Origin of the sequence: Aeromonas australiensis, assembly GCF_000819725.1 — a bacterium.
Taxonomy (GTDB): domain Bacteria; phylum Pseudomonadota; class Gammaproteobacteria; order Enterobacterales; family Aeromonadaceae; genus Aeromonas; species Aeromonas australiensis.
The window spans coordinates 113,990-129,695 of the sequence record NZ_CDDH01000045.1 but is presented as its reverse complement, the minus strand read 5'-3'; the positions used below and the strand labels follow the sequence as shown (position 1 = coordinate 129,695).

16 protein-coding genes are annotated in these 15,706 nt (G+C 59.4%); 13 read left to right on the top strand and 3 right to left on the bottom strand.

Annotation, left to right across the window (positions count from 1 at the left end; all coding sequences use genetic code 11):
- The first annotated feature begins 11 nt into the window (after nt 1-11).
- The 4 genes from rbfA (at nt 12) to pnp (ending at nt 4,110) form a co-directional block, all read left to right on the top strand.
- The gene (rbfA, locus tag BN1117_RS06180; protein ID WP_040095748.1) at nt 12-446 is read left to right on the top strand and encodes a 30S ribosome-binding factor RbfA; all 435 of its coding nucleotides are present in this window, start codon (nt 12-14) and stop codon (nt 444-446) included.
- A 1-nt stretch (nt 447) separates the two neighbouring features.
- Nucleotides 448-1,407, top strand: coding sequence for a tRNA pseudouridine(55) synthase TruB (gene truB / locus BN1117_RS06175; RefSeq protein ID WP_040095746.1), 960 nt, complete (start codon nt 448-450; stop codon nt 1,405-1,407).
- A 127-nt stretch (nt 1,408-1,534) separates the two neighbouring features.
- Entirely contained in the window at nt 1,535-1,804 is a 270-nt protein-coding gene (gene rpsO / locus BN1117_RS06170) for a 30S ribosomal protein S15 (RefSeq protein WP_005298162.1), read from the top strand.
- Between the two features lie 167 nt (nt 1,805-1,971).
- Nucleotides 1,972-4,110, top strand: a complete 2,139-nt coding sequence (gene pnp, locus BN1117_RS06165; protein ID WP_040095744.1) for a polyribonucleotide nucleotidyltransferase — start codon at nt 1,972-1,974, stop codon at nt 4,108-4,110.
- 198 nt (nt 4,111-4,308) lie between these two features.
- On the opposite strand, the gene BN1117_RS06160 is transcribed toward pnp, so the two are convergent.
- Entirely contained in the window at nt 4,309-5,397 is a 1,089-nt protein-coding gene (locus tag BN1117_RS06160; RefSeq protein WP_040095743.1) for a ketoacyl-ACP synthase III, read from the bottom strand.
- A 226-nt stretch (nt 5,398-5,623) separates the two neighbouring features.
- On the opposite strand from BN1117_RS06160, the gene BN1117_RS06155 reads away from it, so the two are divergent.
- From BN1117_RS06155 to BN1117_RS06140, 4 genes are all read left to right on the top strand, one after another.
- The gene (locus tag BN1117_RS06155; RefSeq protein ID WP_040095741.1) at nt 5,624-6,565 is read left to right on the top strand and encodes a LysR family transcriptional regulator; all 942 of its coding nucleotides are present in this window, start codon (nt 5,624-5,626) and stop codon (nt 6,563-6,565) included.
- 127 nt (nt 6,566-6,692) lie between these two features.
- Nucleotides 6,693-7,301, top strand: a complete 609-nt coding sequence (locus BN1117_RS06150) for a LysE family translocator (protein WP_040095740.1) — start codon at nt 6,693-6,695, stop codon at nt 7,299-7,301.
- 97 nt (nt 7,302-7,398) lie between these two features.
- On the top strand, nt 7,399-9,258 hold the full coding sequence (locus tag BN1117_RS06145) for a peptidase U32 family protein (protein WP_040095738.1): 1,860 nt from the start codon (nt 7,399-7,401) through the stop codon (nt 9,256-9,258).
- A 51-nt stretch (nt 9,259-9,309) separates the two neighbouring features.
- Nucleotides 9,310-9,726, top strand: a complete 417-nt coding sequence (locus BN1117_RS06140) for an ASCH domain-containing protein (RefSeq protein WP_244463518.1) — start codon at nt 9,310-9,312, stop codon at nt 9,724-9,726.
- An 89-nt stretch (nt 9,727-9,815) separates the two neighbouring features.
- Here the strand turns inward: BN1117_RS06140 and BN1117_RS06135 are convergent, their stop codons facing one another.
- Nucleotides 9,816-10,298, bottom strand: coding sequence for a methylated-DNA--[protein]-cysteine S-methyltransferase (locus BN1117_RS06135; RefSeq protein WP_040095737.1), 483 nt, complete (start codon nt 10,296-10,298; stop codon nt 9,816-9,818).
- Nucleotides 10,295-11,839 carry an AlkA N-terminal domain-containing protein gene (locus BN1117_RS06130; RefSeq protein WP_040095734.1) on the bottom strand — a complete coding sequence of 515 codons (1,545 nt, stop codon included), beginning with the start codon at nt 11,837-11,839 and terminating at the stop codon, nt 10,295-10,297. The genes BN1117_RS06135 and BN1117_RS06130 overlap by 4 nt, the downstream gene beginning before the upstream one ends.
- Before the next feature lie 409 nt (nt 11,840-12,248).
- On the opposite strand from BN1117_RS06130, the gene BN1117_RS06125 reads away from it, so the two are divergent.
- From BN1117_RS06125 to BN1117_RS06105, 5 genes are read left to right on the top strand one after another with little or no spacing between them, the layout of a single operon-like run.
- The gene (locus tag BN1117_RS06125) at nt 12,249-12,638 is read left to right on the top strand and encodes a type IV pilin protein (RefSeq protein WP_040095732.1); all 390 of its coding nucleotides are present in this window, start codon (nt 12,249-12,251) and stop codon (nt 12,636-12,638) included.
- A gap of 1 nt (nt 12,639) precedes the next feature.
- Nucleotides 12,640-13,059 carry a GspH/FimT family pseudopilin gene (locus tag BN1117_RS06120; RefSeq protein ID WP_040095731.1) on the top strand — a complete coding sequence of 140 codons (420 nt, stop codon included), beginning with the start codon at nt 12,640-12,642 and terminating at the stop codon, nt 13,057-13,059.
- On the top strand, nt 13,056-13,448 hold the full coding sequence (locus BN1117_RS06115) for a type IV pilus modification PilV family protein (RefSeq protein WP_040095729.1): 393 nt from the start codon (nt 13,056-13,058) through the stop codon (nt 13,446-13,448). Before BN1117_RS06120 ends, BN1117_RS06115 begins: the two co-directional genes overlap by 4 nt.
- Nucleotides 13,442-14,002 carry a PilW family protein gene (locus BN1117_RS06110; protein ID WP_040095727.1) on the top strand — a complete coding sequence of 187 codons (561 nt, stop codon included), beginning with the start codon at nt 13,442-13,444 and terminating at the stop codon, nt 14,000-14,002. Before BN1117_RS06115 ends, BN1117_RS06110 begins: the two co-directional genes overlap by 7 nt.
- Nucleotides 13,999-15,630, top strand: coding sequence for a DUF7305 domain-containing protein (locus BN1117_RS06105; protein ID WP_040095725.1), 1,632 nt, complete (start codon nt 13,999-14,001; stop codon nt 15,628-15,630). Before BN1117_RS06110 ends, BN1117_RS06105 begins: the two co-directional genes overlap by 4 nt.
- Nucleotides 15,631-15,706 lie beyond the last annotated feature (76 nt).

Below are 15,706 nucleotides of genomic sequence, written 5' to 3'. Positions count from 1 at the left end.
CAGGATAGAATATGCCTAAAGAATTCAGCCGGACCCGTCGGGTCGGACAGCAGATCCAGCGTGAAATCGCGCTTATTCTGCAGCGTGAGGTGAAAGACCCGCGCATCGGCATGGTGACCGTTTCCGATGTGGAAGTGTCCCGTGACCTCAATTATGCCAAGGTGTATGTCACCTTCTTGCAGTTGGAAAATGATGCCGAGCGTATCAAGGAAGGGCTCAAGGCGCTGACCGAAGCCGCAGGCTACATTCGCAGCCTGCTGGGCAGCGCGATGCGTTTGCGTGTAGTGCCCGAACTGCGTTTCTTCTATGACCAGACCCTGGTCGAGGGGATGCGCCTCTCCAATCTGGTGACCAACACCATCCGCGAAGACAAGCGTCGCATGGCCGAATCCGGCCGTGAAGACGATGCTGATGTCGCTGCGGATGATACAGAGGATAAAGCCTGAGATGTCTCGTAGACGTCGTTTCAAGGGGCGTGACGTACACGGCATTCTGCTGCTGGACAAGCCAACCGGACTGACCTCCAACGATGTGTTGCAGAAGGTCAAGCGGATCTACAACGCCGCCAAGGCCGGCCATACCGGCGCCCTGGACCCGCTGGCAACCGGCATGTTGCCCATTTGCCTGGGGGAAGCCACCAAGTTCTCCCAATATCTGCTGGATGCGGACAAGCGCTATGAGGTGACTGCCAAGCTGGGTGAGCGCACCAACACCAGCGACTCCGACGGTGAAGTGGTCTCCACTCGTCCGGTGAACGTGGCTGTCGGTACGCTGATCGAGGCACTGGACCAGTTCCGTGGCCCCATCATGCAGGTACCATCCATGTACTCTGCCCTCAAGCACAATGGTCGTCCGCTCTACGAATATGCCCGTGAAGGTATCGAGATCGAGCGGGAAGCCCGCCCCATCACCATCTTCGAGCTCAAACTGCTGAGCTTTGAAGGGGATGAAGTGCGCCTCGAAGTGCACTGTAGCAAGGGTACTTATATTCGCTCGCTGGTGGATGATCTGGGTGAAGTACTGGGCTGTGGTGCTCACGTTACCCAACTGCGCCGTACCCAGGTGGCTAGCTACCCGTATGAACGGATGCTGACTCTGGAGCAACTCGAGTGCATCTTCGAGCAGGCCAAGGCCGAGAGTATTCCGCCGCGCGAGCAGCTGGATCCTCTGCTGCTGCCAATGGATACCGCCGTTGCATCCCTGCCCGAGGTGAACATGCTGGCCGTCGTGGCTGCCTATGTGAATCAGGGGCAGGCCGTACAGGTGGCGGGTGCGCCGCAAAGCGGTCAGGTTCGCATGACGGTCGGCTCGGAGCGCGAGTTCATCGGGGTTGGCGAGATCGATGATGATGGCCGGGTCGCCCCCAAGCGACTGGTGCGTTATCACGATGATCGTGACGAGGAGTGATCCTCGGGCGGTATCCAGACGCTTTCTGATTGCGTAAAGTGTTCTGGACGATTATGATACCGCCCTCATTTCACGGCTGAATTAGAGATTGGCTGTGAACCTTTAAACACTCTATTGGAGTACACACATGTCTCTAAATGCTGAGATCAAAGCTCAAATCGTTGCTGATAACGCCCGTTGCGCCAACGACACCGGTTCCCCCGAAGTGCAAGTTGCCCTGCTGACCGCCCAGATCAACCATCTGCAAGGTCACTTCAAAGAGCACTCCAAGGACCACCACGGTCGTCGCGGTCTGCTGCGCATGGTTTCCCAGCGTCGTAAGCTGCTGGACTACCTGAAGCGTAAAGATGTTCAGCGTTACGCTGCTCTGATCGCCAAGCTGGGTCTGCGTCGTTAATCGACCATCAGATTTCGCAAAAAAGGGGAACCGTCAGGTTCCCCTTTTTTATTGTGCTTCAAGCTATTGCCTGCCTCACAGAATTCGCGTCGCCGCTTACCTTTTGCATCGAATCAAGTATACTTGTGCGCGAATTTAAAGAGCCAAATTGTAAAAAGGAAATTCACGTGAATCCTATTGTAAAGTCATTCCAGTACGGTCAACACACCGTCACTCTGGAAACCGGTGTGATGGCCCGTCAAGCCACTGCGGCCGTTATGGTCAGCATGGACGATACCTGCGTATTTGTGACCGTAGTCGGTAAGAAAGAGGCCGATCACGGCCGTGATTTCTTCCCGCTGACCGTCAACTACCAGGAGCGTACCTATGCTGCTGGTCGTATCCCGGGTGGTTTCTTCCGTCGTGAAGGCCGTCCGAGCGAAGGCGAGACCCTCATCTCCCGTCTGATCGACCGTCCTATTCGTCCGCTGTTCCCGGAAGGCTTCCTCAATGAGGTTCAGGTGGTTGCCACCGTCATGTCCGTGAATCCGGCCGTATCTCCCGACATCGTTGCCATGATCGGTGCCTCTGCTGCACTGGCTATCTCCGGTATCCCGTTTGGCGGCCCGATCGGCGCTGCTCGCGTGGGTTACATGAATGGTCAGTATGTGCTGAACCCGACCACTACCGAGCTGCCGCAGAGCGATCTGGACCTGGTAGTTGCCGGCACTGCCAACGCGGTACTGATGGTTGAGTCCGAAGCGGCCATCCTCTCCGAAGAGGTAATGCTGGGCGCCGTGGTATACGGTCATGACCAGATGCAGACTGTGATCAATGCGATCAACGAGTTTGCTGCTGCTGTCGGTACCAAGCCGTGGGACTGGACTGCTCCTGCCGTCAACGAAGCGCTGAAAGCCAAGGTTGCCGAGCTGGCGAGCGCCGAGCTGGGTGAAGCCTACCGCATCACCGAGAAGGCTGTTCGTTACGAAACCATCGCTGCCATCAAGGGTCGTGTGGTTGAGCAAGTTATCGCCTCCGGCGTAGAAGAAGATGCCAAGAAGATCGGCGAAGAGTTCCACAGCCTGGAAAGCCGCATTGTTCGTGGCCGCGTAGTACGTGGTGAGCCGCGTATCGATGGTCGTGACCCGGAAATGATCCGCGCCCTGAGCGTAGGTACCGGTATTCTGCCCCGTGCCCACGGTTCTGCCCTGTTCACCCGTGGTGAAACCCAGGCCATCGTGGTCGCCACTCTGGGTACCGAGCGTGATGCCCAGAACATCGACGAGCTGACCGGCAACCGTGCCGATCGCTTCATGCTGCACTACAACTTCCCGCCATACTGCGTCGGTGAGACCGGCATGATGGGTAGCCCGAAGCGTCGTGAAATCGGTCACGGCCGTCTGGCCAAGCGCGGTGTTGCTGCCGTAATGCCGAGCGCCGCCGAGTTCCCGTACGTGGTGCGCGTGGTCTCTGAAATCACCGAGTCCAACGGTTCCTCCTCCATGGCGTCTGTCTGTGGTTCCTCTCTGGCGCTGATGGATGCCGGTGTGCCGATCAAGGCCTCCGTTGCCGGTATCGCCATGGGCCTGGTGAAGGAAGAAGAAGGTTTCGTCGTGCTGTCCGACATTCTGGGTGACGAAGATCATCTGGGCGACATGGACTTCAAAGTAGCCGGTACCACCGAAGGTGTGACCGCGCTGCAGATGGACATCAAGATCGAAGGCATCACCAAAGAGATCATGGAGATTGCGCTGAAGCAAGCTCGTGGCGCTCGTCTGCACATCCTGAAAGTGATGGATGAAGCCATCCAGGCTCCCCGTGCCCAGATCTCCGATTTCGCACCGCGTATCCACACCATCAAGATCAATCCTGAGAAGATCAAGGACGTGATCGGTAAGGGTGGTTCCGTGATCCGTGCGCTGACCGAAGAGACCGGCACCAACATCGAGCTGGATGATGACGGTACTGTACGTATCTCCGCCGTGGCCAACGAAGCTGCCATGGAAGCGATTCGTCGCATCGAGGCCATCACTGCCGAGATCGAAGTGAACCGCATCTATGAAGGTAAAGTTGTTCGTCTGGCCGATTTCGGTGCATTCGTCAACATTCTGCCGGGCAAAGATGGTCTGGTACACATCTCCCAGATCACCGATGCGCGCGTACAGAACGTGGCTGACCACCTGACCATCGGTGACGTGGTCAAGGTGAAGGTACTGGAAGTGGACCGTCAGGGCCGGGTACGTCTCTCCATCAAGGAAGCTAACGCCCCGACCGAAGCGGCTGCTAACGCCACTCCGGCCGCTGAAGAAGCGCCTGCTGCAGAGTAATCTGCTCGCCTGATACCGGATCGGTTCCGGTTGATGTAAAAAGTCCGGCTCCCCTTGGGGAGCCGGACTTTTTTATGGTGCTTATAGGTGCGTGAGGAAACGGATTTGGTGAAGATGGCGGCTTGCGAACTGGGGGGCAGAGCCAGGTGGGGATGAACAGGAGAGAAGGAGCCTGAGGATCCAGGCTCCTGATGAGGATCACGCCTCGTTGGCGTGAGCCTTCTGGCAACCTTCCACTGCGTGGGCAATCAGCTCCAGCGCACTTTGACCACAGGGGGGCAGTTCGGCGTCGCACACCTTGATGGGGGTGACGCGATCGCCCCACTTGATGATGGCGGCGCCCCAGGTCAGGCCGGCACCGAAAGCGGCGGTCAGCAGATAGGAGTTCGGCTTTACGCGCCCCTGCTCCAGCGCTTCACACAGGGCGATGGGCACAGTGGCAGCGGAGGTGTTGCCGTAATTTTCGATGTTGACCATCACCTTCTCCATCGGCGCATTCATCCGTTTGGCGAGGGTCTCGATGATGCGGATATTGGCTTGGTGCGGCACGATCAGGTCGACCTGCTCCGGTGCAATACCGGCCTGAGCCAGCACAGTGCTGGTGGCTTCACCCATGCCGCGCACGGCGCGTTTGAAGATCTCCGGCCCTTCGAAGTTGAAGGTGAACAGCCCATCGATATCGGCAAAACGCACCCGATCGGTACCGAAGTTCGGAACGTGCAGGATCTCCCGCGCTTCGCTGTCACAGCCCAGTTTGTTGGCGATCAGGCCACACTCCTGCTCGCTCGCCTCGATCACCACGGCACCGGCACCATCGCCAAACAGCACGGCGGTATCGCGGCGTGCCCAGTCCAGCAGGTAGGTGAGGCGCTCGGCGCCAATCACCAGCACCTTCTTCATCATCCCGGTCTGCACCAGCGAGGTGGCGACGGAGAGGGAGTAGACGAAACCGGTGCAGGCCGCGTTGAGGTCGAACACGGCGGCGTTGACGGCGCCCAGTTTCTTCTGCACCGCAGATGCAGCGCTTGGCAGCAGGTTGTCCGGGGTGGCGGTGGCCAGGATGATGCCATCGAGATCGCTCGCTTCCAGACCGGCGCAGGCCAGTGCGCGGCGACCGGCCAGGGTGGCGAGATCCGAGGTACTGACGTGGGAGATCCGGCGGGCCTTGATGCCGGTGCGCGGATAGATCCACTCGTCTGACGTATCCATGATGGTGCTGAGGTCGTCGTTGGTCAGCACGGAGGGAGGCAGGCATTTGCCCCAGCCGGTGATATTGGCGTATTTCATCTTGTTACCGCTTCTCAAAGTGGATCGCCCGCGGGCGGAAAATCGTGCAATTATGCCGTACGAGACAACCACTGTCATCTTGTGGTCATGGTTATGTGCTGGGCAAGTGGCTGCGCCATCTAGCAGGAAAGGGTCGCAACGTGCTGAGCATGGCTGGAAATTTTGCTTAAAACGCGGGACTCCTCTGCCCTAAGATAGGCGTTTTACCACCGATGAGGGTATCTCCTTGCTCAGAGCCAATCTCAACTTGTTGCCGACCCTCAAGGTGCTGCTGGAGACCCGCAATATCAGCCGCGCCGCCGAGCTGTTGCACCTGAGTCAGCCCTCTATCAGCAAGCAGCTTGCCCAGTTGCGCAGCGAGTTTGACGACGAGTTGCTGGTGCGGGAGGGGCAACGCTGGCTGCTGACGCCACGGGCCGAACTGTTGGCCGCCCAGCTGGCGGATTCTCTCGGTGCGCTGGAGCGGCTCTACGAGGCGCCCGGATTTGACCCGAGCCGCTGCGAGCGGGTATTTCGGCTCGCCTCCTCCGATTATGTGGCCCAGCATATCCTGCCCGATATCTGTGCCGCGCTCGCCAACGAGGCGCCGTTGGCGGCGCTGGAGTACAGCCTGTGGGACAAACGTCAGCTGCCGCAGTTGTGGCAGTCCGAGCTGGATCTGGTCTCTACCATCACCGAGCAGGTACCGGAGCAGATCCGCGGTCTGCATCAGGGGGAAGATCGGCTGGCGGTGCTGATGGGACGTCACCATCCGCTGGCAGGCAAGGGGCTGAGTCTCGATGACTATCTCGCCTGGCCTCACCTGCAGGTGAGCGGGGGAGGCGACAAGGACAGCCCGGTTGAGCAGGTGTTGGCGCCGCAGGGAGTGAGTCGGCGCTGGTTTGCCCGGGTGCCCTTCTTTCAGGCGGCGGTGGAGGTGTTGCTACGCACCGATTGCCTGATGACCACCCCGGCCCATATCGCCTGGCAGCTCTCCTGCGGCCATGAGCTCACCTTTGTCGATCTGCCATTTGCTACCCGCGACCAGCAGTATCATCTGCTGTGGCATCAGCGCCACCATCAGGATCCGGCCCACCGCTGGTTTCGCGAGCTGGCCTACCCATTCCTGCGGGATCACCTGCAACGTACCGTCGGCGAGAGTCGCAAGCTGCTCGGTCTCGGCGGTTAGCCGCAGTCAGTTGTGTAGTGCCATAGCCATTGGTTATGGAATCTATTCATAACTTTCACTACTGGCATAATGGCTCAGCCCGTACCCTGAGTGCAGGTCATCATATTGAGCATAAAAGAGGAAAAGCATGGAACTGACGAGTTGGCTGGCACTGGCCGCAATCTGCGTGATGGGGGCCATCAGCCCGGGGCCGAGTCTGGCGCTGATCATCCGCAACACGGTGCAGGGCGGGCAGGGGCATGGTGTCGCCACTGCGCTAGGTCATGGCTTCGGGGTTGGTATCTATGCGCTGGTCACCGCGCTTGGCCTCTCCATTCTGATCACCCAGACTCCGCTCCTGTTTGATCTGATCCGCTACGGCGGCGCCGCATTTCTTGCCTGGCTCGGGGTGAAAGCCCTGCTGGCAAAGCCTGCCAGTAGTGAAGCGAATGAAGAGGTGCATCAACTGCGCGGTCGGCAGGGGGCCTTTGAAGGTTTTATGGTTGCCTTCCTCAATCCCCAGCTGGCGGTCTTCTTCATCGCCCTGTTCAGCCAGTTTGTGCGGGCCGATACCGGCTGGAGCGAAGGGGGCATCATGATGCTCACCGCGGGCGGGATCGATGCCGTCTGGTACGTGCTGGTGGCGCTGGTGCTCTCGCGCGGGCCCGTGCTGGCGTGGCTTAAAGCCAAATCCTTTGTCATCGACAAGGTGAGCGGGCTGGTGCTGCTCGGGCTGGCACTCAAGGTGGTTATCTAATCCTGCATTTTGCGGATACCTTAAGCGGGATCAAGGCATGCGGGTGGTGAATGGGCTAGAGTAGCGCCCATTTGCTGTCCGCCCTGATCCCGAGACCATGCACCAGAACAAGCACCCTTTAAGCCACAATAACCGGTTGGAGCTGCTGGCTCCGGCCAAGAACCTCGCCTACGGCATAGAAGCCATCAACCATGGTGCCGATGCCGTCTATATGGGTGGCCCAGCCTTTGGCGCCCGCAGTGCGGCGGGCAACTCCATCGAGGATATCGAGGCGCTGGCGCGCCACGCCCACCGTTTCGGCGCCCAGGTCTTTGTCGCTTTCAACACCCTGCTGCACGATCATGAGCTGGAGCAGGCCCGGCGGCTGACCCACCAGATCTACGAAGCCGGTGCCGATGCGCTCATCGTGCAGGATATGGGACTGCTGGCGCTGGATTTGCCTCCCATCGCGCTCCATGCCAGTACCCAGACCGACAACCGCACGCCACAGAAGGTGAAGTTTCTGCAGGATGTGGGTTTCTCTCAGGTGGTGCTGGCGCGCGAACTGTCTCTTGCGCAGATCCGCGAGATCAGTGCAGCGACCAATGTGCAGTTGGAGTTTTTTATCCACGGTGCGCTCTGTGTCTCCTACAGCGGCCAGTGCAATATCAGCCATGCCCGTACCGGCCGCAGTGCCAATCGCGGCGAGTGTGCCCAGTTCTGCCGTCTGCCCTGCTCGCTGCAAAAGCCGGATGGTGAAGTGCTGGTGGCCGACAGCCACCTGCTGTCACTCAAGGATATGGATCAGACCGACAACCTGGAGGCCTTGATCGAGGCGGGGATCCGCTCCTTCAAGATTGAAGGGCGACTCAAGGGACTCGACTACGTCAAGAACGTTACCGCCTGGTATCGCCAGAAGCTCGACGCCATTCTGGATAGCCGCTCCGATTTGGTTGCCGCCTCTGCGGGTCGTTGCAGCTACAGCTTCACACCAGACCCCAAGAAGAGCTTCAACCGCGGCAGCACAGACTACTTCCTCCATGGCCGCCAGCAGGGGATCGACTCCACCAAGAGCCCGAAATATGTGGGTGAGCCGCTGGGGCGTGTCACCAAGGTGACCCGTGACGGTATCGAGATTGACGGCAAACAGGTCACCCTCAACAACGGTGACGGTTTGGGCTTCTTCAAGCCGAACAACGAGCTGGTGGGGATGCGCCTCAACAAAGTAGAAGGTAAGCAGTTACTCCTGTCAGAACGCATGCCGGGGCTAAAGGTGGGGACCGAAATCTACCGCAACCACGATCAGGCGTTCAGCAAGATACTGGAGAAGGCGAGCGCGGATCGCCGCATCCGGGTCGATATGGTGCTGGCAGAGTGCGATGAGGGCGTGAGCCTCACCCTCACCGACGAGCAGGGCATCAGTGCCGCGGTGACTTTGCCTTGCGACAAACAGCCTGCGGATAATCCGGAGCGGGCGCTGCAACAGGCGCGGGATCAGCTCGGTAAACTCGGCAATACCCTGTTTGTGGCCCGCAAGATTGAGTTGGCAGTAACGAGGCCGCTATTTATCGCCGCATCACAGCTCAACGGTTTGCGCCGGGATGGTATCGCCGCGCTCGAGGCGGCGCGGGTGGCCAGCTACCAGCGCCCCGAGAGACGTATCGCCCTGCGGGATATCAACTATCCCCAGCACCGCCTCTCCTACCTTGGCAACGTGCTGAACAGCGCCGCCGAGCAGTTCTTCCGCGAACACGGGGTGGAGCGCATCGCTCCCGCCTATGAGGCGAACAAGGAGGAGCGGGAAGTGGTGCTGATGATCACCAAGCACTGCATCCGCTATAGCCAGAACCTCTGCCCGAACGAGGTGCCGGGCCTCAAGGCCGAGCCGCTGGAGCTCAAGATGGGTAAAGATACCTTCCGCCTGCGTTTTGACTGCAACCGCTGCGAAATGCATGTGATGGGCAGCCTGAAGCGGTGACTGACAAGTATATTGTCAAATGGCAATATAACTCATTGAATGGCTTGAGAGATGTTACCCATCCTTACGCTGGCTCTTACCATGGCAGGAAAATACAAGGACGTATTGATGCTCGCACTTTCGATAGTGAGTCCGCATGGGGCAAATATAGCCTCAGGAAAGAAAACGTTGGAGGTGCGCTCATGGTGCCCTCAATACCTCCCTATTCGCGATCTTTTGATTGTTGAAAACTCAGTATTTTTATCTCGCGACATGCCAATTGACCCCTATGGTAGGGCCGTTGCGATCGTTGATATTGAGGAGATTCATGAGTGGCAGCCTAATGAGGTCGTTGCCGCCTGTTCAAGTGGTTGGGAATCAGGTTATTGGGCATGGAGTCTGTCAAATGTTCGCGCCATTGAGAATGGTCAGTTCATCTGTGCAAAAAGAAAGCTTTACGAAGTTGATTTCGATCTTTCTGGGCTTTAGCCAATTCAACTAACAGCTTTCATGTAAAAAAGGTTCCACTGCGATCGAGTCCTTTACCTGTCCATGTGGTTATTTCTCTCAAGGGATTGTCACAATGGAAACCGAGCTGATTCCAGTGCCAGCAGCGCTTTTTTAATCTCCAATCCCCCCGCATAGCCGGTCAGGCTGCCGTTCTGGCCGATCACCCGATGGCAGGGAACGATGATCGAGAGCGGATTGCGGCCATTCGCCGCACCCACCGCCCGCACCGCATCGGGTTTGCCGATGGCGCGGGCAATATCGCTGTAGCTGCGGGTCTCGCCGTAGGGGATGTCGCACAATGCTTGCCACACCTCCTGCTGAAAGGCGGTACCACGGGCGGCAAGGGGCAGGGAGAAGCGCTGCAAGCGACCGGCAAAATAGGCGTCAAATTCGGCGAGGAAGGGGGCCAGAGTCTCGTGATCTTGCTGCCAGCCACTTATATCGGGCAGTGCTCGCAGGCCCGCCACAAAGTCCACGTGTACCAGACCGGATTCATTGATGGCAACCAGCAGATCGCCGCAGCGGGTCGGCAGGATATCGTAGCGGATCATGGTGTTATCTCCTGTTGTTGGGTATCTGGCTGTTGTTCGTTGCTGGTGGCACGGAGCAGCAAATCGGGCGCTTCGCTCATGGCGTGCCACAGCCAGCTGGCCGCATAGCTGCGCCACGGCTGCCATGCTGCGCTTTGCGCCAACACCTCTTTCACCGGCAGCTTGGCACCGCCTCCTAGTGCCTTTTGCAGCACCAGATCGGAGGCGGGAAAAGCATCGGTATCCAGCCCGCAGCGCAGCCGCCAGTAAGAGACCGTCCAGGGGCCTATGCCCGGTAGTGCCAGCAACTGGTCATCACTGGCTGTCGTGAGGGGCAGTTCGCCGCTGGCCAGTGCCTGCGCCACGCCCCGCATGGTGCGAATGCGGCTGCCAGGCATGCCGATGCCGTCGAGATCGAGTTCGCACAACTGGGCGGGGGTCGGTAGTTGCGCCACCCCGTATTGCGCCTCGGTGCGCGCCACCAGTCGCCCGAGTATGGTGATGGCTCCCTTGACCGAGACCTGTTGGCCGACGATGGCGCGCAGCATCACCTCGTATTCGTCCCAGCCACCCGGCAGCCGCACGCCGGGCCAGCGCCCCTGCAAGCGGGCGAGCAGCGGATCCTGACCGAGCAGATCGCCGATGCGCTGCATATCGGCATCGAGATCCCACATCCGGCGCACCCGGTAGAGCAGATCCGGCAGTGCCGCGAGCGGCAGGTCATGCACGGTGAGTTGCAGGCTATGCCTCTTGCCCTGCGCGATGCGCACCAGTGCGACCTGATCGCCGACCCGGTAGCGCCGCTCATACACCTCACCATCCACCCGCTCCAGCCCGGGGATCGCCCGCAGCCGATAGAACGCCAGCATGGCCGCCACGTCATACGGAGGGCGGTAGGGCAGTTGCAGTGTCAGAGTCGCCCCACGTTGGCCTGAAGCACTGTGATCGGCCATATCGTCACAACCTTCCTGCTGGCGAAGGGTGCGCGGGGCCAGTCCGTAGGCGTTGAGCCAGGCGTCATTGAAGCGGCGGATGCTGGCAAAGCCAGCGGCAAACGCGATGTCGGTAATGGGCAGCCCGGTTTCAGTCAGCAGTCGTTTCGCGAGTAGCAGGCGGCGCGTCTGCTCCACCTGTTTTGGTGAGGCACCGAGGTGCTGCTCGAACTGGCGGCGCAGGGTGCGTTCGCTGATCCCGGCCTCAGTGGCCAGTTTGGCGAGCGTGCCTTCCGCCAGCTCGCCGCGATCGATGCGTGCCAGCAGCCGTGCCAGCTCAACCGGCAGATCGCCACGGGCGGCGGGAGCCAGCTCAGGGCGGCAGCGCAGGCAGGGTCGCAGTCCATACTGCTCGGCGGCCGCGGCGCTTTGGAAGTAGCGCACATTGTGCACGTGCGGCGGCCGTGCCGGGCAGACCGGTCGGCAGTAGATGCCGGTTGAGATGACGCCAGTAAAGAAGCGGCCATCAAAGCGAGCGTCGCGGGCGAGCCGTGCAGCGTGACACTGTTCGCGGCTGAGGGTGTTGATCACCTCATTTTGTGACGACTCCGGGCTTGGCTTTGCATTCATGGTGTTGGCGGCTTTGCTGGAATAGATGGCAAAAGAGTAAGGGGGCTCGGGGGCCGTGACTAGCCAGAAACGGACAGGGATAGCAAAAATTGGCCAAAGGTTTTTTTTACTCTTTCATTGCACGGCCGGGTTTCACTCTTCGCTCCGTTGTTGTCCATGTATCTCGGCTCGACAGAAGGGCGCATAACGGACGGGTCGTCGGCACGATTGGCCTAGCTTTATTTGCTTAGCGAGATTAGTGGCGGCGAAAATGGCTTAAAAATTAATAACAGATCACATAACTATCTTTTTTACATTGAGTGTGACGATTTTGTGTTGTTCAATTGAGTCAGTTAATTTTTTGTGATTATTAAGTCATCACATCTGCGGCCTTAGGCCGACCAATAACAACACTTGCCAAGGATGATAAGTGAACGACTTTAAGGCGTGGTCCCATTGCCGGGGGTTTAGTCTGATCGAGTTGTTGATCGCCATGACGGTTGTCAGCATTCTCGCCGCCATCGCGTTGCCAGCGTATCAGGGTTATCTGCAACAGGGACGTCGTTACGAAGCGCAGCAGCAACTGCTGGAGCAGGCACTCGCCCTCGAACGTATCTATACCCAACAGGGCCGTTATCCCGACACGTTTGCCACCCCTTCCAGCACGGATTTCTACCAGTTCAGCTACAGCCAGCAAGATGCTGGCGACTACCTGCTCAAAGCCATTCCAACGACGCGACAACAGGATGAGTGCGGCACTCTGACCCTCGATCAGACCGGTTATCGCGCGGCCAATCGCCATGATTGCTGGGGATCATAAGATGAACGTGCGCGGATTTACCCTGATTGAGTTGATGGTAACGGTCGGCATCGCCGCCATCTTGTTATTGGTCGGGTTGCCCTCCATGAGTCAGCGCCTCGCGGCCGAACGACTCGATCGCAGTGCGACCGAGCTCGCGTCAGCCTACCGCTTTGCCCGCAGCGAAGCGGTCAAGCTGACCCTGCCGGTGGTACTGCAGGGCACCGAGAACGGTGGCTGGGAGGTGATGGCTGACAGCAAGTTGCTGCGTCAGGCGGCAGCACCTGCTGGCGGCGTGGTGATCAAGCCGTTTGACCCCATCCAGATCGCGCCAACCGGCAGCAGTAGCCATGCCGAGATCATTCTGGCCAATCGCCTCGGTGAGCAGCGCGTGCTCTGCGTGGCCCCGAGCGGCCAGCTGCTGCAAGGGAGCTGCTCATGAGACACGCCTCACTTGCCCGCCAGCAAGGCTTCAATCTGGTGGAGATCATGGTCTCCATGGTACTGGCGGTGATGGTGTTTCTCGGCTTGGCCAAGGGGCAGGTGGTCTCGTTGCAGCAGGCGCACTACAGCTTGCAGAGCACCCTGGCCACAATCGAGGCGAGCAACAGCGTGGAGCAGATCTGGAGTTCGCTGTGCGAAGTGCAGCGCAAGCCCGAGCGGTTCACCCAGGCCGATTTTCTTGCCCGTTTCACCCTGCGGGATGGCCACCGGCTGGTGCTGCCGAACCGTTATAGCGACAACTTTGTGGTCGCCATCGAGTGGCAGGATGCGCGGGTCTCCGGTGCCAAGCGGGTAGAACTGAACGCAGGATTTCCGCCCTTATGCTAAGCCTCCCCTCACGGCAACGAGGCGTCAGTCTCGTCGAGCTGATGATCTCCATGGTGCTCGGTCTGATGTTGATGCTGGCGATTTTTGCCGGTTACGCCCCGATCAAGAGCACGGTTGAGCAGAGCAAGGCGCTGGAGCAGGCAAACGAGGTACTTCGCTTTGCCGCCCTCACCTTTACCAACAGCATCAAGCAGGCAGATCAGCTGATAGCCATCACCCCTGATCGCCTGACGCTCGCCTTCAAGGTGGAGGGGGGCAGTCAGGTGCTCTCCTGCCTTGGCAACCATAAAACCGTCGATTTTACCGAGCAGTACCGCTTCACGCCGCCGGTACTCAGTTGTGATGACGGAGATGGCCCGCGCCTGTTGCTGACCCATCTTCAGGATCTTGAATTCGGCCAGCAGGGGGCGCTGGTCAATATTCGCATCTTGCCCGAAGGGCTGCCGAGCTATCTGGCGCCTGGGGTCGAGGTGCAGGTGGCCCGCCGCAAGGCGGTCTGGGCGGCAGCGCTGGCCACATCCGGTGCCAACGCCACAGCAGGGGGAGCGGGATGAACAAGGGATTGCAGGGGCAGCGGGGAGCCGTACTGCTGGTGGTGCTGGTGGTGAGCCTGCTGTCGAGTCTGCTGGTGTTTACCAGCATTCAGGAGAACCAGTTGCAGACTCGCCTGAGCGGCAATTTTCACAAGAAGATCAATGCGCAGCTCAGTGCCGAGCAGGGGATGAACGACAGTTATCGTGCCCTGCATCAGGCTCTTGGCGCCGAACCGCGCATCGAGTGGGAGCGGCTGGTGCAGAAGGTGCCTGGCAGGGGGGAAGGGGCCATGGCGGGCAGCAGTTTCAACATCGACCGGTTGACTTCCTCCGCAGGCAACAAGCTGGCGCTGCAGAGCCATGGCCACTATCTGGAGGGTAATGCCAGCCTCAATGCGCTGTTTGCCCTCAAGCGCGAGCCGGGCAATCTGATCTTTCAGGATTCGGTGGTGGCATGCGAAGGGCTAAGCCTCTCCGGTAGCGGTTTTATCGACAGCTATGATTCGCGCAAGGGGGCGTACAAGGAGTCTGTTTCCGGGACTCTTAATCAGGGGCAAAACGCCAAGGTGGCGACCGTTAGCGACAAGGCCAATGTGGTGCTCGCCGGGCACTCCCCCATCTGGGGTGATGTGCGGGCGACCGGCTCGGTGACCTTGAACGGCTCTTCACCTGTTGCGGGTAATGTACTTGCTGGCGGTGACATCACCATTTCTCCCTCTGATGGGGTCGTCAGGGTTGAGGGCAGCGTAAACGGGAGTGGAAATTTTGCCTTGCAAGGGGGGCATATTGCCGGAGCTGTTGCGATCAATGGAGATGTTTCTATGGGTCATGGCACCAGCATTGCTGACGACAAATTGAACTATGGTGGGAAGGGGGCATTCCTCGATGAGAATCACCAGAAATATCTGGATGCCCAGTACAACACCCACCCCAGGCTACCACCGGTAGTCGGGCAGGTGTGTGACCCGCTCAATGTGGCCGCGCTGCCGAACTCTCCCAAGCTGGCCAATCTGCCGCCCAATGGCCCGTTGAGGCTGGGTGCCACCCAGCAGATGGTGCTGACCACGGATCCCGCCACCGGCTCGGTCACCAGCAGCAACCAGCACAAGCCCGGACTGCCGCTACCCGGCAAGGGGGAGCTGTTTGGCAAGGAGCAGACCGTTTACAAGCTCGACAGTCTCAATATGGGGGCCGATGCCAATCTCACCATCAAGGGGGATGTGGTGCTGCTGATCGACAAGGATTTCACCATGACTGGCAGCAACAAGTTGACGGTGAGCGAGGGGAGCAGCCTGACCCTGATCGTCAGCGGCAAGGTCAATCTCGGTGCCGGTGCCGAGGTGACGGCAGCCAAACAGGGGCTGACCGCTGGCGGTACGCCTGCCATTTCCATCTATTCCGCGTATAGTGGCAAGGATGGGGTCAAGCTGTCGGGTAATACCCCGCTCTATGCCGCCCTCTATGCCCCGCTCACCGAGATGGACATCCGCGGTAGTGGAGGGTTGTTCGGCGCACTGCGAGCCAAGTCTCTGACACAGAGTGGTACTGGTAGTCTTCACTACGATGAGGCGCTGGGCATGGCGGATCTGGGGGCAGATCAGGGGCCACCACCGACGCTGGCACTGCGGCAATGGCACTTTGTGTTGTGAGGCTGGGGAGCTGCTAAAAAGGATCGAACAGGGCACGCAACTGTGAGAAGGTGGGGAGCTGTCTACCCAGCCGTTC

Excerpts from the sequence above, each read along its gene's own strand:
- rbfA (WP_040095748.1), top strand. The coding sequence starts at position 12 with ATGCCTAAAGAATTCAGCCGGACCCGTCGGGTCGGACAGCAGATCCAG.
- truB (WP_040095746.1), top strand. The coding sequence starts at position 448 with ATGTCTCGTAGACGTCGTTTCAAGGGGCGTGACGTACACGGCATTCTG.
- rpsO (WP_005298162.1), top strand. The coding sequence starts at position 1,535 with ATGTCTCTAAATGCTGAGATCAAAGCTCAAATCGTTGCTGATAACGCC.
- BN1117_RS06160 (WP_040095743.1), bottom strand. The coding sequence starts at position 5,397 with ATGAAATACGCCAATATCACCGGCTGGGGCAAATGCCTGCCTCCCTCC.
- BN1117_RS06150 (WP_040095740.1), top strand. The coding sequence starts at position 6,693 with ATGGAACTGACGAGTTGGCTGGCACTGGCCGCAATCTGCGTGATGGGG.
- BN1117_RS06145 (WP_040095738.1), top strand. The coding sequence starts at position 7,399 with ATGCACCAGAACAAGCACCCTTTAAGCCACAATAACCGGTTGGAGCTG.
- BN1117_RS06140 (WP_244463518.1), top strand. The coding sequence starts at position 9,310 with ATGTTACCCATCCTTACGCTGGCTCTTACCATGGCAGGAAAATACAAG.
- BN1117_RS06135 (WP_040095737.1), bottom strand. The coding sequence starts at position 10,298 with ATGATCCGCTACGATATCCTGCCGACCCGCTGCGGCGATCTGCTGGTT.
- BN1117_RS06130 (WP_040095734.1), bottom strand. The coding sequence starts at position 11,839 with ATGAATGCAAAGCCAAGCCCGGAGTCGTCACAAAATGAGGTGATCAAC.
- BN1117_RS06120 (WP_040095731.1), top strand. The coding sequence starts at position 12,640 with ATGAACGTGCGCGGATTTACCCTGATTGAGTTGATGGTAACGGTCGGC.
- BN1117_RS06115 (WP_040095729.1), top strand. The coding sequence starts at position 13,056 with ATGAGACACGCCTCACTTGCCCGCCAGCAAGGCTTCAATCTGGTGGAG.
- BN1117_RS06110 (WP_040095727.1), top strand. The coding sequence starts at position 13,442 with ATGCTAAGCCTCCCCTCACGGCAACGAGGCGTCAGTCTCGTCGAGCTG.
- BN1117_RS06105 (WP_040095725.1), top strand. The coding sequence starts at position 13,999 with ATGAACAAGGGATTGCAGGGGCAGCGGGGAGCCGTACTGCTGGTGGTG.